A 25,531-nucleotide genomic window follows, 5' to 3' on the forward strand; every position below is an offset into this window, starting at 1 on the left:
TTAACGAGCTTAACCGTAGAATAACTATGCTCTTCACTCGTTGCCTTGCCTCAGAACCGCTAAACTCTCGCTGAGCGATCAAATCTTTATACTGATTGGTATTATTACTCATAAAAAAGGAGAGCGATTTGCTCTCCTAGACAACGCAATATCCACTATCACACATGCATATTCTTATCAGAGAAGCTGACCTCTATCCCCTGAATATCAGCCTCTTCCACTAAGCCGTGAATATAAGCCTGGATTGCCAAGTGAGAAGCGCGGTGAACTAGATAGCCCCGAACTTTATCTTGAACCATAGGGTAATCTAGTGCTTTTCCCTCCACTTTTCGTGCAACATTCACCACATGAAGACCGTAACGTGACTCAAGTGGTTTCTCTGCCAAGCCTTCAGGTAACATCATCAACTGGCGCTCAAACTCTGGCACAGTTTGACCGTTACTTATCTGACCAAGGGAACCACCAGTCTCTTTTGAAGGGCATACCGAGTGGTGCTTAGCTAATTCTCCAAACAGTTTAAGATCGTTTTTTAAGGTAGAGATAATGTCCATTGCATCACTCTTAGCATCATCTCTTGCATCAAGATCGTCATTGGCCGCAGCCAACAAAATATGATCAACCTCCATCAGCGGTGCTGTCGTGAACTTGTGGCGATTGTTATTAAAATAGCGCAAACAGTCATCCTCTTTAGGATCATCATACTTAACCTGCGTTTTTAGTAACTGCTGAACTCCAGCCTCCTCATTATCTCCTGTAACATCTATCCCTGATTTAACCGCTTGTTGTAGCAATAACTCTTGAACGACTAACGCTTGGCCAGCTCTTTGAACAACAACATCAAACTCACTGTGGGGATGATACTGAAGTTCATTTGCAAGTAGTGTCTCCTCTATCGGATTTCCATTGACAGAGATAACGGGCAACCTCTCTTTTGACGGGATTGTAGACTGATTTGAACCACATGAACTCATAATTAGGACTCTTCTGGTAATTGTTGATTAAATATAACTGCATTTATAAATATCAACTTACGCTTATATCAAAGCACTTAACAACAGCAGTAACATTTAATTTAAAATAAGAGTTAGTAACATTTAAATAGTTAAGAAATAATTAAATAGAGATAAACAACTCATCTACCTCTATTCAATTGATATCATTTACATCTCACTTTTTAATTAACGTTGACGAACCAGTTGATAGCTTCTCGCAAAATATTTAACCGGCACGCTGATAACATGAACTAAACGAGTAAACGGAAAGATCATTATCAAAGTTAAGCCAACCAAAATATGCAGCTTATAGATAAAGTTCACCGATTCAATCGCCTCTGCAGCTTGAACACCTTGGAAAGTCGCAATACTCTGCGTCCAAGTCGCTAACAAGATCATCACAGAGCCATCGAGATGCCCCATAGAAGCCACGATAGTTAATAGACCCAATACCAATTGGATCAGTAACATAAACAACACCACAATATCAGAACGTCTGGATGTAGCTCTAACTCTTGGGTTATTCAGACGACGTTTTATCAACATCACTAATCCGATTAAACAGATAACGCCAAAGAAACCACCACTGACCATGGCCAGAAGCTGTTTATCAGGACTTGAGATAAAGTGGTGATAGATTGACTCAGGCGTTAACAATCCCACAAAGTGACCACCGAGAATAAAGATAATCCCGATATGAAACATGTTACTTGCAACCCAGAAGCCTTTTTGATCCAGTAGCTGACTCGAGTCAGCTTTCCAGCTATACGGCTCACGGTCATACCTTATCCAACAGCCAATAAAGAACACCGACAGGGCGATAAAGGGATAGATCCCAAACAGAAAAAAATTGAAATTTGACATAATAATCTCCTACAATCCAGACACTTGTGCGGCGTCAGCCTCGTGCCACTTAATGGGTACCTGATGAACCGTATTTGGATCCAAAGCGTTTTGCGATTGTTGTATTCCCGCACTAGGACATTGACCAACAGCGGGATCATCAAAACGGATCTCCCTGTCTTCCCACTCTTTATCTATGGCTTCAACAGTATCATCACGCTCCTCTTTGCTCACCGCTTGCGCAATTTCAGCACGTTCAACCTCAACACCAGACACCTCAATAAGTGAGTCCAACAGCACCTTGTAATAACAATCACGCTCTTTAAGTCGCTCTGAGAGCATGGTCAATATATGACTGATATCCCCTAGCCACTCCTGAATGAATTCAGGTGTTTGCAGGCTGAGAAACTCAAGATAGAGCGGAATGTAATCAGGAAGCTGCGATGAATCCACTTCAAAGCCATTAGCTTTGTAGACATTCATCAAATCCACCATGGCTTGGCCACGATCTCTGGATTCACCATGTACATGTTCAAACAAAAGCAGAGACAGCGCCCGGCCTCTATCGAACAGAAGATCATAGCTCTCCTGCACATCATAGAGATCTCGCTGAGTAAGCTCACAGATAAAACCGGTAAGCCCAGTTTGAGTTTCAACGCTAATATCTGATTGCTCAACAACACAGAGCAATTCATCTTTAGCATCAAAAAGTGCCTGAGTTGGATAGTCCAATAGATGTGAAATAACTTTAAGTAGCAACATAATTAATCCTCAACCTGAACAGTCTTAATTACGTTGCGCTGGGAGATCTTCTTACCGCCAAACATATTGACGCCATTTTGCCCATCGCTACATCCATTGCCGAAGGTAAAGCCACAACCGCTCTTCTCGCCGTATGCTTCTGGCACGTTCATCTCACGATGTCCGCTTGGGATCACATACCTGTCTTCATAGTTTGCGATAGCAAGATAACGGTACATCTCATCGGCTTGTTTCTTAGTCAGTCCTGCCTGCTCAAGCACCTCGAGGTCCTCTACTCCCTCTACGTTCTCCGCACGTTTATATGCACGCATTGCAAGCATACGCTCTAATGCTGTGACAACGGGTGCTTCATCCCCTGCTGTCAGCAAGTTAGCAAGATACTTAACAGGGATACGCAGTGACTTCACATCAGGGATCACACCCGCTTTACCTAATGTTCCAGCTTCAACTGCACTTTGAATTGGGCTAAGTGCAGGGATATACCAAACCATAGGTAACGTGCGGTATTCAGGGTGTAGTGGCAGTGCGAGTTTCCAATCCATCGCCATCTTGTAAACTGGCGACTTTTGAGCAGCCTGGATGACAGAGTCAGCAACACCATCTTTACGAGCTTGCTCAATGACAGCTGGATCGAATGGGTCAAGAAACACCTCAAGCTGCTTCTCATAGAGATCTGTTTCAGATGCCGTTGAGGCCACCTCTTTAATCTTATCTGCATCATATAGAAGCACGCCAAGATAACGAATACGGCCCACACAAGTCTCTGAACAGACAGTCGGCATACCCGCTTCAATACGTGGGTAACAGAAGATACATTTTTCTGACTTACCAGACTTCCAGTTGTAATAGATCTTCTTATAGGGACATCCAGAGATACACATTCTCCAACCACGGCACTTCTCTTGGTCGATAAGAACGATACCATCCTCTTCACGCTTGTAGATTGCGCCAGATGGACAAGATGCAACACATGCAGGGTTCAAACAGTGTTCACAAAGGCGAGGAAGATACATCATGAATGTGTTTTCGAACTCGCCATACATATTTTTCTGCATGTTATCGAAGTTCTTATCTTTACTACGCTTTTCGAACTCAGTACCTAAGATCTCTTCCCAGTTTGGCCCCCACTCAATCTTCTCCATACGCTTGCCAGTGATGACAGAGCGTGGGCGCGCCGTAGGTTGATGCTCAACAACTGGAGCTGTGTGAAGATGCTGATAGTCATAATCAAATGGCTCGTAATAATCATCGATCTCTGGCATATCTGGATTAGCAAAAATGCTAGCTAATACGCGATATTTACCACCAATACGAGGTTGGATATCACCGTTAGATTTTCTCTCCCAGCCCCCATTCCACTTATCTTGGTTTTCCCACTCTTTGGGATAACCTATCCCAGGTTTGGTTTCTACATTGTTGAACCAGGCATATTCAACACCTTCACGCGAGGTCCAGACGTTTTTACAAGTAATTGAACAAGTATGGCAACCGATACACTTATCAAGGTTAAGTACCATACCTATTTGAGAACGTACTTTCATGGTCCTACTCCTTAAGCTTCATCTGGATTGGTTGGTAAAGGACGTGGCAGGTCATCAGTGTTCGATCCCTCTAACCAGTCAACCTTGTCCATCTTTCTAATCACAACCATCTCATCACGGTTACAACCAACTGTACCGTAATAGTTGAAGCCCCAAGACTGTTGGGCGTAGCCACCAATCATATGGGTTGGTTTCATCACTACACGAGTCACTGAGTTATGGTGGCCACCTCGGGTACCTGTCATCTCACTTCCAGGTACGTTGACGATACGCTCTTGAGCGTGATACATCATTGTCATACCTTGGTTAACACGCTGAGATACTACAGCGCGACAAGCGATAGCACCGTTTGCGTTAAAGACTTCAACCCAGTCGTTATCCTCAATACCCGCATCTTTTGCGTCCACCTCACTCATCCAGATAATCGGACCACCACGAGATAGAGTCAGCATAAGCAGGTTATCTGAGTAAGTACTGTGAATACCCCACTTCTGGTGTGGCGTGATCCAGTTAAGGACAATCTCTTTATTACCGTTCTGCTTAGTGCCTTTAACAAGATCAATGGTTCTAGTGTTAATAGGTGGACGGTAAGAGACAAACTGCTCACCAAAGGCTTGCATCCACTTATGATCTTGATAGAACTGCTGACGGCCCGTAATGGTTCTCCAAGGCACTAATTCATGCACGTTGGTGTACCCTGCGGTGTAGCTCACATGTTCATCTTCAAGGCCTGACCAAGTGGGGGAAGAGATAATCTTACGTGGTTGTGCCTGCACATCACGAAAACGTATCTTCTCCTCCTGCTTTGGCTTAGCAAGGTGAGTATGGTCGATACCGGTAAACTCACTGAGCGCAGCCCAAGCTTTAACCGCAACCGCACCATTCGTCTCAGGCGCAAGAGTCAGGATTGTTTCTGCAGCATCGATTGCCGTCTCAATAATAGGACGACCTTCACTGATCCCTTCATCGGTATTGCGATGGTTAAGATCGCCAAGTAGCAAAATCTCATCATCGGTATTCCAGTTGATCCCCTTACCACCGTTACCTAATTTATCCAGCGCTGGTCCAAAGGAGGTAAACTTCTTATAGGTATTAGGGTAATCACGCTCGACCACCACCATGTTCGGTGCAGTCACGCCAGGTATCAGATCGCACTCCCCCTTCTTCCACTCTTTAACATCAAAGGGTTGAGCTAACTCACCAGGGGTGTCGTGGAGCATTGGAACAGTAACGAAATCAGTCTCTTCACCTAAGTGTCCAACACAAACCTCAGAGAAAGCTTTTGCGATACCTTTATAGATCTCAAAGTCAGATCTTGCTTCCCAAGCTGGGTCGACCGCTGTTGATAGTGGGTGAATGAATGGGTGCATATCCGATGTATTCAAATCATCTTTTTCATACCAACAAGCTGTTGGAAGAAGAATGTCGGAATACATACAGGTCGATGACATACGGAAATCGAGCGTCGTCACAAGATCTAACTTACCAGTGGCACCTTGATCGACCCACTCAACCTCTTCTGGCTTAAATCCACCTCGCTTACCAAGATCCTCGTTCATCACGCCATTCTTAGTACCAAGTAGGTACTTGAGCATGTACTCATGACCTTTTCCTGAAGAGCCTAATAAGTTAGAACGCCAGATAAACATGTTACGAGGGAAGTTCTCAGGCGCATCTGGCGCCTCACAAGCAAACTTCAATTCACCTGACTTAAGCTGCTGAACCGCATACTCCTTAGGATCCATACCTGCATCCTTCGCCTGCTTGGCTAGATGTAACGGGTTCATATTAAGTTGTGGTGCTGATGGCAACCAACCCATGCGCTCAGCTTTAATGTTGTAATCGAGCATATGCTCTGAAAACTCAGACTTATCGGCCAGTGGTGATAACACCTCATGAACACTGACTTTCTCATGGCGCCACTGCGAAGAGTGGTTGTAGAAGAAGGAGGTGCCGTTCATCTGACGTGGTGGACGAGACCAATCCAAACCAAATGCCAGAGGCTGCCAACCCGTTTGCGGACGGAGTTTTTCTTGGCCAACATAGTGAGACCAGCCACCACCAGATTGACCCACACAGCCACACATCATCACCATGTTGATAAGACCACGGTAGTTCATATCCATGTGGTACCAGTGATTCATCGCGGCGCCAACGATAACCATCGCCTTACCGTGCGTCTTATCCGCCGTATCAGCAAATTCACGAGCAACCTTAATCACCTTGTCACGAGATACACCGGTGATCTTCTCCTGCCATGCTGGCGTACCAGGAATATCTTGATCATAGCTAGAAGCAACATTTTCACCGCCTAACCCACGGTCCAGACCGTAGTTAGCCATCATCAAATCATATACCGTTGCAACAACTAACTCTTCACCATCAATGGTAGTGATCTTCTTAATTGGCACATTACGAACCTGTACTTGGTCCTGATCACAAGAAACCCAGTGCTTATTGGCATCATCACCGGCAAAGTGCGGGAATGAAACAGGCGATATGTCACCACCAATCAAAGAGAGTTGTAGCTTAGTTTCTTTACCTGCCTTGCCCTCCCTTTGTTGAATATTCCACTTACCTTTCTCACCCCAGCGATATCCAATAGACCCCGTTGGTGAAACAAACTCGTCTGAATTTTCATCAATTGCAATTGTCTTCCATTCAGGGTTGTTATCCTGACCTAGGTTGTCTGCGAGATCTGATGCACGTAAGAATCGCGTTGATTTAAGCGAGTTATCATCATGCTTCTCAAGCACCACCAGCATAGGGAAGTCGGTATACTGTCGTACATAGTTGGTGAAGTATTCGCTCGGCTTGTCAAGGTGGAATTCACGCAAGATAACGTGACCAAATGCCATACCTAATGCAGCATCCGTACCCTGTTTAGGATTTAACCACTCATCGGTAAGCTTAGAAACCTCGGCATAATCAGGGGTAATTGAAACTGTTTTAGCCCCCTTATAGCGAACCTCAGTGAAGAAGTGAGCATCGGGTGTACGGGTTTGAGGCACGTTCGAACCCCAAGCGATAATGTAGTTGGAGTTATACCAATCGGCAGACTCTGGCACATCAGTCTGCTCACCCCAAGTCATAGGCGATGATGGCGGCAAGTCACAATACCAATCGTAGAAACTTAAACACACACCACCGATAAGAGAAAGATAACGAGCTCCGGCAGCGTAAGAGACCATAGACATAGCAGGAATTGGCGAGAAACCGATGACGCGATCTGGACCAAATGTCTTTGTGGTATAGACGTTGGCTGCTGCAATAATTTCATTAACTTCATCCCAGCTAGAGCGAACGAATCCCCCCATGCCGCGCTTTGACTTGTATGAATCAGCTTTCGCCTTATCCTCTACAATCGATGCCCAAGCATTGACAGGATCTTGGTTTGCTCTTGCTTGGCGCCATAACTTCAATAAAGGTTTACGAACCTTAGGATACTTTAGACGGTTAGCACTGTAGAGATACCAAGAGTAGCTAGCACCACGAGGGCAGCCGCGGGGCTCATGGTTAGGGAGATCTGGTCGTGTACGAGGGTAATCAGTTTGCTGAGTTTCCCAAGTCACTAGACCATTTTTAACATATATTTTCCAGGAACATGAACCCGTGCAGTTTACCCCGTGGGTAGAGCGCACGACCTTGTCATGTTGCCAGCGTTGGCGGTAACTGTTTTCCCATTCACGACTCTCGTTGGTGGTTTCACCATGACCATCGCTAAACTCACCAGTTTTCTTCTTTAAGAACTGTAAGCGATCAAGAAAATTACTCATCTTTTTACTCCATTTACTTAAGACAACAACCAAAATCATTGAAGATATTGGGTGTCAATCAGCAATTTTATTATGTAAATATTGCTCAACCCACGGTGAGAGTTCCAAGTACCTCACAGTGGTTTAACGCGTTTTGCGCTCCCTTAGAAGCGCAAAACGGGATAACTAAGGGTTGTGGTGTTCCGCTCCTGGTCTTAGATAGAACCACCAGTTAATGGCGATACACAGTGCATAGAAGATGGCAAAACCGTAGAGTGCATTTTCAGGTGTCGTAAGTTTAATCTGCTCACCAAGAACCTTAGGAATAATGAAAGCACCATAAGCGGCCACAGCCGATGTCCAACCTAAAACAGGGCCCGCCTGCTCTTTATCAAACACCATAGAGATGGTTCTGAACGTCGAACCGTTACCGATACCGGTCGCAGCGAACAAGATAAGAAATAGCACTAGGAAAGGAACAAAGTACTCTTGAGGAGTTGGAGATGCGTAAGCGGCCTGCATAAAGTAAGCAACACCAATGGCACTGGCCACCATCACAACCGCGCAGATCTGCGTCACTTTCGCACCGCCCATCTTATCTGCTATCCAACCACCTACTGGACGAATAAGCGCACCAATGAAGGGGCCCATCCAAGCGTACATCAGTGCACTGGGTCCATTAGGATTGGCAAGATCATGGTTCATCACCCCATCGACCATCACATGCTGGTAGCCAAATATCACCTTAATCGACAAACCAAAGCCTGCGGCAAACCCAATAAATGAACCAAAAGTCATGGTGTAGATGATGCTCATCACCCAGGTATGCTTGTTATTAAAAATCTTATACTGGCGAGATAGGTTTTCGTTAACTTGCCCAGGGATCAATTTCAGAAGAAAAACCGTCAGCGCGATAACAATCGGCAGGACTATCCACTTACTCACCCCAAAGCCTGAGCCACCGACGTTTTCAGGTAACATCAACCAGAGGCCGAAAATAGAGGTCACAAATCCAATGGCTAGCATGCCGGAGATAATGCCAAATGATCCCATAGGGCTTGGTAACTCAGGGGTGACATGGGATGCTTTGATGTTGTTCATTCCCATCCAGCCAACAATGGCTAAAGGAATTAAGAATAGTAGCCAGATATAACCAGCATTATGGATCCAAGCATCAGAACCTGCGGGGATCTTACCAATCAAGGTCCCTGATGTGTTTACCAGCTCCATCGGCTCACCGCCAAAGATGCCAAAGGTCATAAACAGTGGCACTAAGATCTGCATGGTAGTCACACCAAAGTTACCCAGCCCTGCATTTAAGCCTAAAGCTAAACCCTGCTGTTTCTTAGGGAAAAAGAAACTGATATTGGACATGGAGGATGCAAAGTTACCACCACCAAAACCAGATAATAGAGCTAAGATTTGAAACACCCACAGCGGCGTATTTTTATCTTGCAGAGCAATACCCGCTCCGATAGCAGGGATCATCAAAAGTGCCGTGGTAAACACTATGGTGTTACGGCCACCACACAGACGAATAAAGAAGCTACTTGGAATGCGTAGGGTGGCACCCGTTAGACCCGCAACCGCCATCAGAGTGAAGAGCTCAGATTTCGCAAATGGAAAACCAAGATTAAGCATTTGAATCGTAATAATTCCCCAGTATAGCCATACTGCGAAACCACATAGCAGACTTGGAATTGAGATCCAAAGATTACGATTAGCAATCTTCTTCCCTTCACTATCCCAAAACTTGGGATCTTCTACGTCCCATTTTTTGATATCAGACATTTCGTTCTCCAACTGATCACGAGGTTATTTTGATTTAAGCCATCGATTAAGAGGGCCTATCACCGGCATCACACCTGCAGCATTTAGCAAACTTGTTAACAGATGTTTAAATTCGATTTAGTGGAGAAAATATCATCGAGGGGGAAAAGTCGGTTGATCCAGATCATGTTTAGGTCAGCAAATTTGCAGCAGATCACAGCAAACTACTACTAAAGCACTAGTGCAACGATATTTCCAAAGCACTGTTTTAATAGAAGTATTATTATTTTATGAGCGTTTTTTAAAATAAAATACCTGTCTAAAACTATTAAGTAGTAGTAACAAAAGCAAAACATTTGACTGGCATTTATCTGCGATTAATGATGAAGTTGGCTCTATGATAAGACAGCAATTTAACGATAAGATCGCCTCCATTGACGATCAATTAAGTAGCTCCTCTCTGGTTGCCAGAGCGGGACAATTTATGGCGGTGATCATCACTTTGGGCCTTATCAGTATGATCTCCTCCATCTTAGTCACTGAAAGCCTCAGTGGTGATGCCGAGCAGATCAATCAGGCAGGGGCACTGCGTATGCAAGCAATACGCGTATCCAGAGCGAATCTACTCGTCCAAGATGACGCTAGGCCCCTTGTCACCAAAGAGATGCAGATATTTGAGGACAAACTTTCTCAGCTTTTTTTCGGTGGCATTACCAGCACAATTGACAACCCTCAAATACTGGCCCAACATAAAAAAATAGTCACCCTTTGGCGAAATATAAAAGCCAATATTGAATCGAGCACAGCTGAAGATTTTGATGAATTTACCTTAGTCATCGACAAGCTAGTCAGTCTGCTACAGATGGAGTCGGAGAAGAAATTAACCCTACTTAGATTGATCCAGGGGATCACCCTACTCTCAACCCTTATTGTCACCTCTTTTGTGCTGGTTCGTCTCAATCGCACCGTGATCTCCCCCCTAAAACAGCTAGTTCGGGTCGCATCTGAAGCGGGTAAAGGAAACTTTGATACTCGCGTCGACTATATTGCAGATAATGAGCTGGGCGTACTCTCCCGCACAATTCACAGGATGTCGAAGCAGTTAAAAAATACCTATCAAGAGTTTGAAGATCGCGTGGCTCAGAAAACCCAAGAGTTGATTCAAAGTAATCAATCCCTTGAAGTACTCTATCTGGCCGCCAGAAACCTATCCAATAGTGAATATCATCAAATCGATCAGGAGATAATTCAAGAGCTTGAACAAGTACTCGAGTTTGGAAAAGTGTCAATTGTGCTTAGCGAAACCAGCATCAATGAACTCATCATCTATAAAGCAAACACCAATATCATAGATCATAAAAACAGAGATATTCATCAATTCGTACTGGAAAAACAGGGCCATTTCTTCGGTGATATTGTCTGGCAGATCCCCAAAGATAAAAAGCCTGAAGCATGGCAGCGACAGTTACTTCAAGCCATGGCAGATATAGTAGCCACCTCCATCGAACTTGAGCGAAAAAAGAACAGTGAAAATCGACTACTCATTGCCGAAGAGCGTGCCGTGATAGCAAGAGAGCTCCATGACTCACTGGCCCAATCACTCTCATTTTTAAAAGTGCAGATGAGCTTGTTGACCCGAAAAATGCAAAAAGGACTACCCGAAGAGCAAGTGAACGAAACCATAGATGATATCAAACAGGGGCTTAATAACGCCTACTTACAACTGAGAGAGTTGCTCACCACCTTTAGACTTAAACTTGATGACCCATCACTGGAAAATGCCCTACAGGGCACTGTGGCTGAGTTTATTGAAAAGTGCCAACATGGCATTGAACTCAAGTTTGAACTTCCACAAAACTACCTGTCAGCCAGCCAAGAGGTGCATGTGCTGCAGATCATTCGAGAGAGTCTCTCCAATGTTCATCGACATGCACAGGCGACGGCAGCTGGAGTTCGCCTGTTTAAAGACAATAACAAGATATATATCGATATTTGGGATAATGGCAAAGGGATCTCGGATAACCTTGAACAGCAGGGCCACTTTGGCTTAGGGATCATGAGGGAGCGAGCAAAATCCCTTAACGCACAGTTAGATGTGCAAGCAAACTCCCCTACAGGCACTCAGATTATACTTGAGTTCATCCATTAATCTACGATTGCGACACAACAGCGAGGAGCACTATGACAAGAGCACAGATATTACTGGTTGATGATCATCCGACCCTCAGGCAAGGGCTAGCTCAACTTATCTCACTTGAAGATAACTTAGATGTCGTCGCCCAAGCAGGCTCGGGAGATGAAGCGATCAGTCTTGCCATTAAACACACTCCGGATCTCATTTTACTGGATCTGAATATGAAGGGCTTAAGTGGCATCGACACCTTAATTGCACTAAAACGTGCAGAGATAGACAGCAAAATCGTCATCTTCACCGTATCCGACAGTGAGAGTGACGTGCTTCAAGCCATCAAATTCAACACAGACGGTTACCTGTTAAAAGACTCCGAACCCGAAGAGCTTATTGAGAAAATCAACCTAGCGATTCAAGGGGAGTTTGTGATTAGTGCTCCACTCACCAAAATTTTAGCCCGATCCCTCAGGCCAGAAAGTAAATCATCCTCCCCCCTCGAAAACTTGACCCAAAGGGAGCTACAGAACCTGAAATTGATCGCCTCAGGTAAGAGCAACAAAGATATCGCCAATACCTTAGGAATTGCAGAAACCACAGTTAAAGTACACGTGAAAAACCTGCTAAAAAAACTAGGTCTAAAGAGCCGCGTAGAAGCCGCAGTATGGGCGGTAGAGCATAAGATTGGCCACTAAAAAGAAGCCTTTTAATGAAAAAATATTTATGGCTTTAACCTATAAAAAGGAGTTCATTGGTGTTTGAGACGTTTTCAATCTATTCAGGGTTAATTGCCACAATTTGGATCTCTATCGGGGTATATATCGCAGGTCGATTTTATACAGGCTATGATCACGCTAGACAGTTTTGCAGTGAACTAGGCGCGACAGGCAGCCCCACAGAGAAGTTATCCCCGCTTATTAATAATTACCCTTTAGGTGCTTTATTTTGTCTGTTTGGCTGTTATTTGACACAACTCTCAAATGTTTCAATCCTAGTTAATATTACTGGTTGGTTAGTCATAATTCATGGTGTGGGAACCTGGGTTGCTGGCTATTTCCCAATGGATGCAGACCCATTCACTAAAGCCCCAACATTTAATTGTAAGGTACACTCGTGGGCCGGATTTATCATGTTACTGTCACTGGTTATCGCCCCCATCTTAATCGCTATCAGCCCGACTAGCGACACTGTCCCGCTACCCTTTCGCATATTTTCAATGATATCTGTTATAGGGGCCGTATATTACCTTTTAGCGATGGCTAAAGCAGTGAAGGCACAAACCAATGCAGGCATCTATCAACGCATCTCCTATGGCTTTCAGTTAATATGGTTAAGCGTGTTTTCACTCGTTTTGGCTTAGTGGCTACTAAGTATGATTAAAAAAAGAGAAACTCGAAGTAGAATATAAATTATATAGGAGTATAAATTTCAATATGGATGATAGTAAATGGTACAAAAAACCAGAAATGATCGTTGCATTTTCAGTACTACTCATTAGTGTCGTGACCACAATAGTTGGAATATATTCAGCATACGTTGATAGATCTTATGCAAGAGCTTCAGTTTGGCCAAGAATAGAGATCGCGAGAAGCTATAATGAGCAATCGTTTGAGCTTTTGGTTACAAACTCAGGCACAGGTCCAGCAATAATTAAGCATGCAGAGGTAACATTTAAGGATAACGTTATTCATCAATGGAAAGACTTAGGTAATATCCCAAATTTCATTCAGTCCCATTTAAGTAGCCGTATTTTACCTTCACAGCAAAAAATAAACCTATAATGTTTAATTATAAAAAGAAAGCAGAAATTGATAGCATCTTGAGAGTAGATGATTACCTTACAATAAATATCTGTTACTGCTCTATTTATAATGAGTGCTGGGAAACAGACAGAAACAATAGACTAACAGAGGTCGAGCGTTGTGAAATCAACGAAGAGAATAAGTTTTTACAATAAATATATTCAAAATAGCGGCTCTCAAAATCAATCCTGCTCTAAAAAGTTATTGGCGATGGCATCTCGAAGCAGCTTCTGTTGTCGCTCAGCCCTCAGTGCTAGGTACATCACCACCATACATGCCGCTAATACGCCATAGAGCAACATAAAGCAGGCACTGTACACACCAATAATATCCACAGCAAAACCAAACAGGATGGGCAGAGTGCAGCCTCCCAGAGCACCAATTGCAGCCACTATCCCTCCGACACTGCCCATATGGTGCGGGTAGTGATCGTAGATAGTTTTGTACACGCTTGCTCGTCCAAAACCTTGGGCGATACCAATCACAAAAATAAGCAGAGTAAACAGCCACACATTGACCTCAAATGAAACCTCAACGTTTTTCTCCACCCCATGGATGATCATAGTGGTCGGCGGATAACTCAAGAAGAACAGACACACCATGCAGATCCAAAATGCAGTCCAGTTAACCGCTTTTGCCCCGTAGGTATCGGCAAACCAGCCACCAACGGCCCTTATCATGCTGGAACTAGTGACAAAAAGTAGCGTTAACGCCATAGATTGGGTCAAAGATAGACCATAGGCCGATACATAGTAATGGGGTAACCAGAGGATCAACGCGAGGAAGCTGCCAAACACAAAGTAGTAATAGAGACCAAATCGCCACACCTGCAGATCTTTCAAAGGTGCAAGGTGAAAAGCCAGATCATGACTGTCTCTCTGCTTTCGATAATAGCGATTGACCTCAGGAGCAAAAAGTCTAAAAAGAATCGCCATAAAGATCATGCCGATCCCATAGGCGTACCCTATCTGCTGCCAACCAAAGGTATCGACAATAAAGGGAACTAACACCAGTGTGATAGCAGCCCCCGCGTTTCCTGCGCCAAATACCCCTAGCGCAAACCCTTGCCGTTTAGTCTCAAACCAATCGGTCACATAGCGGATCCCTATGGTAAATGAGACTCCTGTCAGCCCCAACACAAAACCTATCCAGATATAACCTGAATAGGTCTCAATTTGAGGAAGGTAAAACAGAGGAGGCACCGCCAGCAACATCTGCCAGAAAAACAGATTTCGACAGGAAAACTTCTCAGCAAGAAAACCTACCGGCACCCGAAAGATAGCCCCTGTAAAGATTGGCGCTGCCAGTAAAAAACCGAATTCCGTTGCACTTAGCGCTAATCGCTCTTTAAGCTCAATACCGATAATAGAGTACAAGGTCCAGACAGAGAAACAGGCAGCAAACGCCAACGTAGCTAAGGTTAAGGCTAAATAGGCTCGGCGCTGTTGATTATCCATAAAGATCCTCAATGTAGATGCTGGGCTTGATGTTGAGAAACACCTTTTAATGACATATTAATTAACTCTAAACAAAAACCAACCATATTTATTAACATAAGCGAGTTTTGATGTCCTACATCAATTTTTAGCAAACAAACCTAGGATAAAAAGTACCAACTGCGTATTGCTTTGATATTGTCCGAACGCCTTCTATTGAGCCCAAATACCAAGAGATTAGGTAGACTTACTAAGTTAAACACATAGAATGGATAGCTAATACCAATCAGTATAAGTTGACACGCTAACTCACCAAGATACTGATTTAATTTCCTTAGGAATATTCATGCTCTATCTTGTTCAATCGAATCGAATGGAAGCCCTTTCTGCTCAACTGGCGCAGGAGTTACAAACCCCCATTCCCGGTATGTCGTTACTGATGCCGGAGCAGATATTGGTACAGAGCCCAGGGATGTCCACCTGGTTAAGGCTTGAGATCGCCAGCAAGAACAAGGTAGCTGCTGCATTGGAGTTTCCTCTGCCCTCAAGCTTTATTTGGCAACTTTGCCATATCTTGCTGCCCGATGTGCCTAAGGAAAATGCCTTCACCAAGCCCTCGATGACCTGGAAATTGATGGAGTTGCTACCCGAGCTGCTCGATATTGAGGAGTTTGCTCCCCTTAAAAACTACCTCAATCCAGGCCTAAACTCAGTGTCTGGCCAGAACCCTGATAATGAGCTAGATGAGAGATCTGAAGACCCACTCAAGCTGTTTCAGCTTTGTGGCCAAATAGCGGATATCTTCGATCAATACTTGGTATATCGCCCCGACTGGATAGCCGCTTGGGAGGCAAGCGAGCCCAGATTACCACCAAAAGGCGAAAAACTAGCACCAGCTCAAGCTTGGCAACCTATATTGTGGCGTGCGCTTATCGAGTTTAATAACGAGCGACTGAACAAGAGCCGCTACCACAGGGCCAACCTACACCAATCTCTGTTTGACGCACTTGATGATCCCAACACCTCCCTTGATGGCCTGCCAAGACGCCTATTCGTATTTGGGATCTCCTCCATGGCGCCACAAACCTTAGATGTGCTCTATCACTTGGCCAAGCGCATCGATGTGATCATGTTGAATTTAAGTCCCTGTCAGCACTATTGGGGCGACATTGTCGATCCACGCCTGCGTGCTCGTATGGCATTGGAATACGCCAATAAACATAAACTCGAAGCTCAGTGGGAAGATAAACTTGAAGTGGGTAATCCCCTGCTTGCCAATAATGGCAAGATGGGACGTGAACTGCTGGATCTGATTTTAGAGCTCCCCGAGGAGCACACCAACTTTAACTTCGAATGTTATCAAGACCCTGGGGTTAATAAACTGCTTCAAGGGGTACAACGGGACATTCTCGAGCTTGAGACAAGAGGCAAAAGTTTAGGCCCTGATGCCTCACTGTATCTAACCCTTGATGGGCGCCGTCCGCTGACAATCGATGATGACTCGCTGACGTTAAGAAGCTGTCATAGTCCGCTACGAGAGATTGAAACTCTGCACGATCATCTGCTGGAGATGCTCTCACGAGAACCTATCGATCCCAATGATCCTTTGCTCGCCAAAGATATCGTTATCATGCTGCCAGATGTGGCAGCCTACGCCCCCTATATCGACGCCGTCTTCTCGGCCAAACAGGGCGCTCACTATATTCCCTACGCAATAGCTGACCGAGGTGCGGCGCAGGAATCACCGCTGATCAACAGCTTTCTAAATATCCTCGCCATCAACCAGAGCCGCTTTGCCCTCACTGACATCTTAGGGATTCTAGAGGTACCTGCGGTGCTCAGGCGATTCGAGCTCGATGATGATGACTTGATGATGATACGCCAGTGGCTTGAGCAAGCTGGGGTGCGTTGGGGACGAGATGAAACCAGCAGATCGGCACAGTCTCTACCTGCATTCGATAAAAACTCCTGGGCATTTGGCATTAAACGTCTCATCTTAGGTTATGCATTTAGTGACGATGCCCCCCTCTATCACGACACCCTAACCGTCATGGGGATCGAGGGGCAGTCGGCTCAAGCACTAGGTAAGCTACTCAACTTCATCGAAGCCTTAGATGAATACCGTCTACAACTTGGCCAAACTTGTGAAATTGAAGTGCGTATGACCCAGCTCAATCAGCTACTGGATGATTTTTATGAAGTGGATGATGAAGAGCGGATGCAGCTGCAAGCGATACGTGAGGCGATCAGCAAGTTAAAAACTGAGCTGTCTGATGCAGGTCAAGTCACACCGCTAAATACCCAAGTATTGCAAAACTGGTTTAACAGCACCTTGAGCGAGTCTCGTGTCGGCCAACGATATCTGGCCGGTAGCGTTAACTTCTGCACCTTAATGCCGATGCGCTCGATTCCCTTTAAGGTGGTGTGTTTAGTTGGCATGAACGATGGTATCTATCCTAGGGTTCAGCACCCAGTAGGCTTTGATCTGGTGGCACAGTTTGGCCCACGCAAAGGCGACCGTTCACGCCGTTTAGATGACAGATACCTATTTTTAGAAGCGATACTCTCAGCCCGTGAGCAACTTTATATCAGCTATATCGGCCACAGTGAGCGCGATAACTCGGAGCGGATCCCCTCAATGCTGGTCTCTGAACTGGTTGAGTACTGCCAGCTCTGTTACCTGCCTGAAGCATTCAACAAACTCGACTCGAGTGATGCTGAAACGGTCATCAAGGTGATCCCGGCTATTGAAAAGGCTGTCCATCAGCAGTTGTTAATTGAGCAGCCACTGCAACCTTTCGATGAGCGCCTTTATGTAAGCCCGGCCTCCGAGGTTAATGGCTCAGTTCAACTCAAACAGAGCTACTCGGCACAATGGTGCCCGACCAAAGCTGCGGGTCAATCAGCAAATAGTGTCGAACGTACTCCACGTTTTATCGATAATGGCGTTACTATCACTCAAGCCGCTGAACTGACCGACAACCTCGATAGCCAAAATAGCCAGGAGCTAGAGATCTCGGCGCTTATCCGTTTTTTCAGAAATCCAGCCCAATACTTTTTCAATCGCACTCTTAAGGTCGACTTGGGGCTTAATATTCAAGCAGACGATAACGACGAGCCCTTTAGCCTCAATGCGTTAGAGCGTTATAAACTACAAGCAAACCTACTCGATAACGCAATTGAGCAAAAACTTGAAACCCCAGACGAAGCGCTATTACAACGACTCAAAGCCGGTGGTGAGCTGCCACTCGCTCCCTTTGACGACCTACTTCTGGGCAATTACCTGCACGACATTAAGCCCTTAATTGGCCGCGCTCTATATCTGCAGGGAGAGAATCAAAAATCACTGGATATCGACCTTGCCTTCACTGCCCAAGATGGCCTCAATGAGGCCATCACACTGGTGGGACGCATTGACGACCTCTGTGCTAAAGGCTTAGTGAACTACCGACCTGGTACCGCCAACGGCCGTGATTTAATTCGCGTCTACTTAAGGCATCTATGTATCTGCGCCATGGGAGAGAATAAACAGCATACCAGCTACCTACTGGATATCGGCCACTTCCATGCATTTCACGGCGTCACCCCAGAGCAAGCACGGGGGCAGCTGAGCCTTTGGCTAAGTTTGTTCCAATCAGGACAACTACATCCATTAATGTTTATGCCCAGAACCGCCCTCGCCTACGTTGAAGCCGAGGGGGAACACGCAGATAAACTTATCGAAGCTCAAAGTCAGTGGATAGACGAGCAGAGTCAGTTAGGCGAAGGATTTGAGCCCCACTATCAGCGGCTCTTTAGCTTTCCTGAAGATTTTACAGAAGTACAATTTGGACACACTGCGATGACGCTGCTCTCTCCCATGCTCAGCCTTTATCACAAAGACAGGCTAAGTGAACTCACTGCTTTTGTCGAAGGGGGAGCACAATAATGGCGAGTAATAATACAGTGAACCAAACAAGTTCAGTCCCGTTAAACACCCTCACCCTGCCCTTTGGTGGTAGTCGTTTGATTGAGGCCAGTGCAGGTACAGGCAAAACCTTCACCATCGCAGGGCTTTATGTGCGCCTTTTGCTCGGTCATGAGATCTCAACGCCACTGACCTGCGAGCAGATATTAGTGGTCACTTTTACCAATGCGGCAACGGGTGAGCTTAGAGATCGTATTCGCCGTAAAATACAGCTGGCCTACCGCTGCTTTATCGGTTTAGAAACTGGGGATGAGTTGATTGAGTCTCTCTATCGGCTTACACCAGAATCAGAACGCCCACTGGCACTGAAGCGACTGGATTTGGCGCTTAAATCTTTAGATGAAGCCTCTATCTTTACCATTCACGGTTTCTGTCAGCGGATCTTGGCCGACATGGCCTTCGAATCCTCCCTGCTGTTTGAGTCTGAATTTACCTTAGATGACAGCGAGTTTTTGCACCATGCGGTGCGTGATTTCTGGCGTGAGCAGTGTTACCCGCTGCCTATCTATCTTGCTGAGATCATACAGAAGAAATTTAGCGACCCTGACGCCTTATCTAAGCAGCTCAGGCCGCTACTTGGCGCGAGTCAGGCTACAGCCCTGCCGACACCTCAGCCCTTTGAGAAACTGCAGCAGACCTTAACTCAGAGCTTAAGTCGCCTGAAACTAATCTGGCCACGTGAGCGTGAAAATATCGAAGCTCTACTCCATGCACTCCCATTAAATGGCGTTCGGTTTGGTAAAAAGCCCGATGGTTACCCTAAACTTGCCGTTATGCTCGATGCCATGGACAACTGGTGCAAGTTCAGTGACAGTCTGCCACCGATGAAGGTGATGGAGTCTTTGTCACTGAGCGAGCTTAAGCTCAATAAGGGTGGTGAAGTGCCCACACCTGAGCAAGCCCCTGTTCTGGATCATATCGAGCGTTTATGCTCGCTTATTAACGACTTTATCCCAAGTTTTCTCTATTGTGCCAGAGAGGGGATCTCACGCCGATTTATCCAACAAAAATCTGAGCGTAACCTGTTAACCCCAGATGATCTACTGACCACCCTAGAGCAGGCACTGCGCTGTGATGAACACAGCGACTCTTTAGCTAACACAGCTCAATTGGCCGTAACTATTGCCAAACGTTTCCCTGTGGCGCTGATTGATGAGTTCCAAGATACTGATCCACTGCAATTCGCAATCTTTAGCCGCATCTATCAGATGCAAGCTCAAATTCCAGCAAAATCAGGTGCAGACAACTTAAGCCTATTGATGATTGGCGATCCGAAACAGGCTATCTATGCCTTTAGGGGCGCGGATATTCATACCTATATTCAGGCCAGATCACAAACTCAAGATCACTATAATCTCGATACCAACTATCGCTCTAGCCGTAATATGATTGTGGGTGTGAACGCCCTGTTTGAGAATCGAGACGATCCCTTTATCAGCCAAGCTATCCCGTTTGAGCCTGTGCACCCCTCACCTTTTGCCGATAAAAAGGTGTTTATCGAAAATGGGGGCGATGATTCAGCGCTCAAAATTAAACTGCTCAGTGAAGATCCTGAAAAGGGATTGAATAAAACCACCGCCAGAAAACGCTTAGCTGAAGATGCCGCCGCAGAGATTTGCAGACTGCTAACACAATCACAAGCTGGCGAATGCAGCATTAGCGGTCAACCACTCAAAGCCAAAGATATTGCCGTACTGGTGCGTGACAGAAATGAAGCTGCTGTAATTAAGCAGTCTTTGTCAGACAGGCAGATTGGCGCTGTATTTTTAAGCCGAGACAGCGTATTTAACACCTTAGAAGCCCGTGAGATGGCCTTGGTGCTTCACGCCCTTGCGACGCCAAAAGATGAGCGAGCATTGAGATCGGCTTTAGCCACTTCACTGCTTGGCTTTGATGCATTATCGATCCACAGCTTTAACCAAGATGAGATTGTCAGACAGACCCTGCTTGAACAGTTCGATGAACTACATAAAAACTGGTTAAGACGAGGAGTGATGCCAGCACTACTGAATCTGGCCAACGAAACGAAACTGATTGAGCGCCTACTTCAAGATGAAGACGGTGAGCGACGGTTAACAGATTTCAGACACTTAGCCGAGTTGCTGCAGCAAAAAGCCACAGAGCTTGATGGTATCAGCGCGCTGGTGAATTGGTATGAGCAAGCGTTAATCGACAATAATGCCAATGAGGAGGCGCAGCTAAGACTCGAAAGTGAGCAGAACCTGATCCAAATCGTCACCATACACAAAAGTAAAGGACTCGAGTACCCGGTCTGTTTTATCCCCTTTGTTAGCTTGGCCAGAGACAACCGGCGCAAACCAGCGCCGATGCTTTATCATGAAGATAACAAGCTAGTGTGGGATATCGCGCAAAGTGATGAGGGCTGGGAGCGACATAAACGTGAAAACTTGGCCGAAGATCTGCGTTTACTCTATGTGGCCATGACCCGACCTGTGTATCAATGTTATCTCTATGTGGCTAACCACAGCCGCTTTACCAAAAAAGCGGGGATCACCAGCCAACTCCATGAAACTGGTATTGGTTACCTACTGGGCATTGAAGATAAAGCCTGCGAATTTTCGCTTATTCAGTCTCAGGCGCAAAAGCTGATGAGCCAAGCCATTAGCGTCATGCAGATGGGCGATGACGCCTCGACTCAACCTCTGGATAATGTTTCAGATATTGAGCTCAACTTAGCCCCTAAAGAGCTCAAACGAAAGCTATACACACCTTGGCGTGTGGGCAGTTACTCTGGGCTGGTGAAAGATCTGCCCCATGAACATATTGCCCCTGGCGCCGATGATGAAGCTTTTCCAGAGCTTGAAATCATTCAAGATGAGGTCGACCCAACTCCCTCTAGGTTCACGTTTGAGCGTGGCGCCAATGCTGGTAGCTTTATGCACTTGGTACTGGAATTGATTGATTTTCCTCAAGCTGGAGCCGAGTTACCCATTCATCTGCCGATCGCCATGGAAAAATATGGCATAGATGAGAGCTGGTATGAGGTACTTAACGCTTGGTATCTAGATCTGCTTGACTCTCCATTGGTTGCAGATGGCTCGCTAAAACTGGCTCAATTGACTCACGCGCAAAAGTTGGTGGAGATGGAGTTTTATTTGCCAATCAATCAACTGATCGCAGTTAAGCTTAATACTTTACTCGAAGCCCATGGTTACAGCGCAGGTTTAAACTTTGAATCCCTAAAGGGGATGCTCAAAGGTTTTATCGATCTCACCTTTGAACACCAAGGTCAGTTCTACATTGCCGATTACAAATCTAACCATTTAGGTGATGATGTTAGCCATTATGGCTTTGATGCCATGAAAGGGGCTATCCGTAGCCATAGATACGATCTGCAGTACATCATCTATACCTTAGCACTGCATCGGTATCTGCGATTGAGAATGCCAAATTATCATTACGATCAACATATCGGTGGCAGTTTTTACCTTTTCCTGCGGGGTATGTCTGCCGCAGCACCACTATCAGGTGTCTTCTATGACAAACCGCCTAGAGCACTTATCGAATCCCTCGATACACTGTTCGATATAGATCTCGATGAGCCTAAGGAGCAGATCATAGCAACAGCTCAATCAACTCAGACTGCACAGCCTTCACAAACTGATCAGATGGAGCTTAAGCTATGATCCAATCCACACAGCCCATTAAAGATCTACTTAAAATCTGGGAAGTTGAGCGTTTAATCACGCCACTAGACAGACACTTTGCACTGGAACTCGCACTCGTTCACCAAGAACAGCTTACAGCTCTAGATAAGTCGCATGGCAGTGATAACTCATGCACACAAAGCTTGTACAAAGAGGACTCCTACAGCGAACTCTTTTTACTGATCTGCGCCCTGCTCAGCAAACAACTATCACAGCAACATACCTGTTTGCCCATCAAGCAGATAGTGCTAGATAATCCTATGGTGGAACAAGTCTCTAACTGTCAGATCACCTGTAGCCATGATGAGTTAACCTCGCTTTTAGCGCAGTTTCCCTGTATCGGCTTGGTCAGCGCAGAGTCACAGGTAGAACAAGTCGCAGCGGCTGCAACCCCGATAGTATTAGATTGCGGCGATCTCTACCTGCAACGCTATTATCAATTTGAGACCCAAGTCAGCGACACGCTCATTCAACTATCAAAAGAGCCAGGCTCTCAATTTTCACCAGCCACAAAAGCAAGCTTAGACATCCTCTTTCCTGCACCTGACGATGTCACTGTATTTGACTGGCAAAAAATCGCTACCGCCACGGCATTTAGCAAAAAGCTGGCAGTTATCACCGGCGGCCCTGGAACAGGTAAAACCACAACCGTCACTAAACTGCTATTTTTGCTAACACAAGAATCGCCAATGACCATCAGGCTCGTCGCGCCAACAGGTAAAGCAGCCGCAAGGTTAAGTGAATCTATTAAGGCGTCCAAGCAGCGCTTGAAGCAGGAGCTGGCTCCCTACGCACACCAGATTAATCTCGATAGCTTAACTCGAGTCCCCGAAGAGGCCTCTACCCTACATAGATTGTTAGGGGTTATCCCCAACTCACACCAATTTCGCCACCATAAGGACAACCCGCTCAGGCTAGACCTGCTGGTTATCGATGAGGCCTCTATGGTCGATCTGCCCATGATGCATAAGGTGTTATCGGCACTGCCAAGCCACGCCAGACTGATACTGCTTGGCGATCAAGACCAGCTTGCGTCGGTCGAGGCTGGCGCCGTACTTGCTGATATCTGTGCGGGCTTAAAAGCCGGAAGTGATGCACAAAACAAGTGGCAGATGCGCTATTCAGCAGGTTATGCACAAACACTGTCGACATTAACCGGCTTTGATCTCAACGTCTTTACCAGTGAATCACCAAAAATTGGCGATAGTCTCTGCATGTTGATGCACAGCCACAGATTCAAAGGCGATGCAGGCATTGGCCAATTGGCCGCCGCCGTCAATAATTCCGATAAAGCAGGTATCATGCAGGTGTGGCAGAGGGGTTATGAGGAGCTACTCTGGATTGAGCATCAAAAGACGCAGTCAGGCAATACAGGTTTAGATCAACTACTCTCACTCGCCGTGTCTCATTACAAACGCTATCTTAAACTAGCCAAAGATAATACTGCCACAGCCACTGATATCATCGACTCCTATAACGAGTTTCGCATTTTATGCGCCATGCGCGCTGGTGAATATGGCGTAGATGGCATCAACTTAAGCGTCACTAATGCACTAAAGCAGGCAAAACTCATCACCACAGATGTCGAGTTTTACCAAGGCCGCCCAGTGATAATCCAAAGTAACGACTATAACTTAGGCCTGTTTAATGGTGATATTGGCTTGATACTGCTAGATAATGAAAAGCCTACGCAGAACGGATCGGTACCAAGGCTGATGGCCCACTTTATCCAAGCAGATGGTAGCATCTTAAAAGTCCTCCCAGCTCGTCTCCCCAGCCACGATACCTGTTTTGCCATGACAGTACACAAGAGCCAAGGTAGTGAATTTGCCAACGTAGGCTTAGTCCTGCCATTGTGGCCCAGCCTTGCTCAAAAGCAGCTGTTAACCAAAGAACTCGTATACACAGCCATCACCCGAGCCAAGCAACACTTCACATGCCTAGGCTCACAAACCGTCTTCGAGCACGCCAGTTTGCAAGCCACACAGCGCTCGTCTGGGCTTGCTAGGCGTTTGTGGCTATAGAGATAGGATATTAAGCAGATGACATCAAAAATGAATAGCAAGCCAAAGCTCTATTACATCTACGATCCTATGTGCAGCTGGTGTTGGGGCTATGCTCCAACCTGGCATAAGCTAAAAACAGCGCTAGAGGAGTCAGGAATCACCGTCAAATATAAACTCGGCGGTTTAGCACCAGACAGTGACGAGCCGATGCCAGAAGAGATGCAGGTTTTTCTTGAACAGACTTGGCACAAAATCAGTGCTCAACTCGGCACAGTATTTAACTACGATTTTTGGCAACAGTGCCAGCCAAGACGTTCAACCTACCCCGCTTGTCGCGCTGCACTAATAGCCCGAGAGCACAACCTCGAACAAGCGATGCTTCAAGGTATTCAAACCGCCTATTATCTTGAAGCCAAGAACCCGTCAGATCTTGAAACCTTAACCGACATAGCGATTTCAATTGGTTTAGACAGTACCGAATTTATTAAACAGATGCACAGTGAGAAGCTCAATCAAAAGCTAATGAGTGAGATAGCCAGCACGCGCCAGCTTCCCATTCAAGGATTCCCCTCATTAGTGCTTGTGCATAATAACCAAGTTACGCCCATACAAATTAATTATCAGAACTGGCAAGCTAGTTATCAGGATATAATCTCAAAGAGTGTTATGCGTTCCTCATAAATACCCACGCACCTTTTTATCTAATGATTTAATGCCTATTTGCTGAATGTAAAAAAATAACTCATTTACAGCAGTGACTTACCAGTGTTAAGTTAACAAAAACAACCAAGCAGACTGGAACATTATCCTGCTGCTAATCAATAAGCTGTTAGTTGCCCTAATTCTATCTATCAACCTATC

General features: G+C 45.6%; 15 protein-coding genes. 8 read left to right on the forward strand and 7 right to left on the reverse strand.

The window, feature by feature from the left end; translation table 11 throughout:
- Window positions 1-158 precede the first annotated feature (158 nt).
- The 6 genes from K0625_RS14545 to K0625_RS14570 all read right to left on the reverse strand — a co-directional run bounded on the left by K0625_RS14545 (window position 159) and on the right by K0625_RS14570 (window position 9,684).
- A complete protein-coding gene (locus K0625_RS14545) occupies window positions 159-971 on the reverse strand; it encodes a peptidylprolyl isomerase (protein ID WP_220110351.1) in 813 nt (270 codons plus the stop codon).
- A 207-nt stretch (window positions 972-1,178) separates the two neighbouring features.
- The gene (narI, locus tag K0625_RS14550; RefSeq protein ID WP_220110352.1) at window positions 1,179-1,856 is read right to left on the reverse strand and encodes a respiratory nitrate reductase subunit gamma; all 678 of its coding nucleotides are present in this window, start codon (window positions 1,854-1,856) and stop codon (window positions 1,179-1,181) included.
- Between the two features lie 9 nt (window positions 1,857-1,865).
- Window positions 1,866-2,597 carry a nitrate reductase molybdenum cofactor assembly chaperone gene (gene narJ, locus K0625_RS14555; protein ID WP_220110353.1) on the reverse strand — a complete coding sequence of 244 codons (732 nt, stop codon included), beginning with the start codon at window positions 2,595-2,597 and terminating at the stop codon, window positions 1,866-1,868.
- Window positions 2,598-2,599: 2 nt separating this feature from the next.
- The gene (gene narH, locus K0625_RS14560) at window positions 2,600-4,138 is read right to left on the reverse strand and encodes a nitrate reductase subunit beta (protein ID WP_220110354.1); all 1,539 of its coding nucleotides are present in this window, start codon (window positions 4,136-4,138) and stop codon (window positions 2,600-2,602) included.
- An 11-nt stretch (window positions 4,139-4,149) separates the two neighbouring features.
- On the reverse strand, window positions 4,150-7,914 hold the full coding sequence (locus K0625_RS14565; RefSeq protein ID WP_220110355.1) for a nitrate reductase subunit alpha: 3,765 nt from the start codon (window positions 7,912-7,914) through the stop codon (window positions 4,150-4,152).
- Window positions 7,915-8,079: 165 nt separating this feature from the next.
- Window positions 8,080-9,684, reverse strand: coding sequence for an MFS transporter (locus K0625_RS14570; protein ID WP_220110356.1), 1,605 nt, complete (start codon window positions 9,682-9,684; stop codon window positions 8,080-8,082).
- Between the two features lie 376 nt (window positions 9,685-10,060).
- On the opposite strand from K0625_RS14570, the gene K0625_RS14575 reads away from it, so the two are divergent.
- From K0625_RS14575 to K0625_RS14590, 4 genes are all read left to right on the forward strand, one after another.
- Window positions 10,061-11,812 (forward strand): histidine kinase, encoded by a 1,752-nt coding sequence (locus tag K0625_RS14575; protein ID WP_220110357.1) that lies wholly within the window; start codon window positions 10,061-10,063, stop codon window positions 11,810-11,812.
- A gap of 32 nt (window positions 11,813-11,844) precedes the next feature.
- Complete coding sequence (narL, locus tag K0625_RS14580) at window positions 11,845-12,486, forward strand: two-component system response regulator NarL (RefSeq protein WP_220110358.1); 642 nt, start codon at window positions 11,845-11,847, stop codon at window positions 12,484-12,486.
- Between the two features lie 59 nt (window positions 12,487-12,545).
- Window positions 12,546-13,151 carry a DUF998 domain-containing protein gene (locus K0625_RS14585; protein ID WP_220110359.1) on the forward strand — a complete coding sequence of 202 codons (606 nt, stop codon included), beginning with the start codon at window positions 12,546-12,548 and terminating at the stop codon, window positions 13,149-13,151.
- Window positions 13,152-13,224: 73 nt separating this feature from the next.
- The gene (locus tag K0625_RS14590) at window positions 13,225-13,572 is read left to right on the forward strand and encodes a hypothetical protein (protein ID WP_232847112.1); all 348 of its coding nucleotides are present in this window, start codon (window positions 13,225-13,227) and stop codon (window positions 13,570-13,572) included.
- A gap of 203 nt (window positions 13,573-13,775) precedes the next feature.
- Here K0625_RS14590 and K0625_RS14595 read toward each other — a convergent pair whose 3' ends face one another.
- Complete coding sequence (locus K0625_RS14595; protein WP_220110360.1) at window positions 13,776-15,050, reverse strand: MFS transporter; 1,275 nt, start codon at window positions 15,048-15,050, stop codon at window positions 13,776-13,778.
- 325 nt (window positions 15,051-15,375) lie between these two features.
- On the opposite strand from K0625_RS14595, the gene recC reads away from it, so the two are divergent.
- Genes recC through K0625_RS14615 form a run of 4 tightly spaced genes read left to right on the forward strand, consistent with a single transcriptional unit; the run spans window position 15,376 to window position 25,351 of the window.
- Window positions 15,376-18,957, forward strand: coding sequence for an exodeoxyribonuclease V subunit gamma (gene recC, locus K0625_RS14600; protein ID WP_220110361.1), 3,582 nt, complete (start codon window positions 15,376-15,378; stop codon window positions 18,955-18,957).
- Window positions 18,957-22,643: an exodeoxyribonuclease V subunit beta gene (gene recB / locus K0625_RS14605; RefSeq protein WP_220110362.1), complete on the forward strand. Its 3,687-nt coding sequence runs from the start codon at window positions 18,957-18,959 to the stop codon at window positions 22,641-22,643. The genes recC and recB overlap by 1 nt, the downstream gene beginning before the upstream one ends.
- Complete coding sequence (gene recD / locus K0625_RS14610) at window positions 22,640-24,688, forward strand: exodeoxyribonuclease V subunit alpha (RefSeq protein WP_220110363.1); 2,049 nt, start codon at window positions 22,640-22,642, stop codon at window positions 24,686-24,688. Before recB ends, recD begins: the two co-directional genes overlap by 4 nt.
- Window positions 24,689-24,706: 18 nt before the next feature.
- Window positions 24,707-25,351 (forward strand): DsbA family protein, encoded by a 645-nt coding sequence (locus K0625_RS14615; protein ID WP_220110364.1) that lies wholly within the window; start codon window positions 24,707-24,709, stop codon window positions 25,349-25,351.
- The last annotated feature ends 180 nt before the right edge of the window (window positions 25,352-25,531 follow it).

The organism is Shewanella nanhaiensis, from assembly GCF_019457885.1.
GTDB classification, from domain to species: Bacteria; Pseudomonadota; Gammaproteobacteria; order Enterobacterales; family Shewanellaceae; genus Shewanella; species Shewanella nanhaiensis.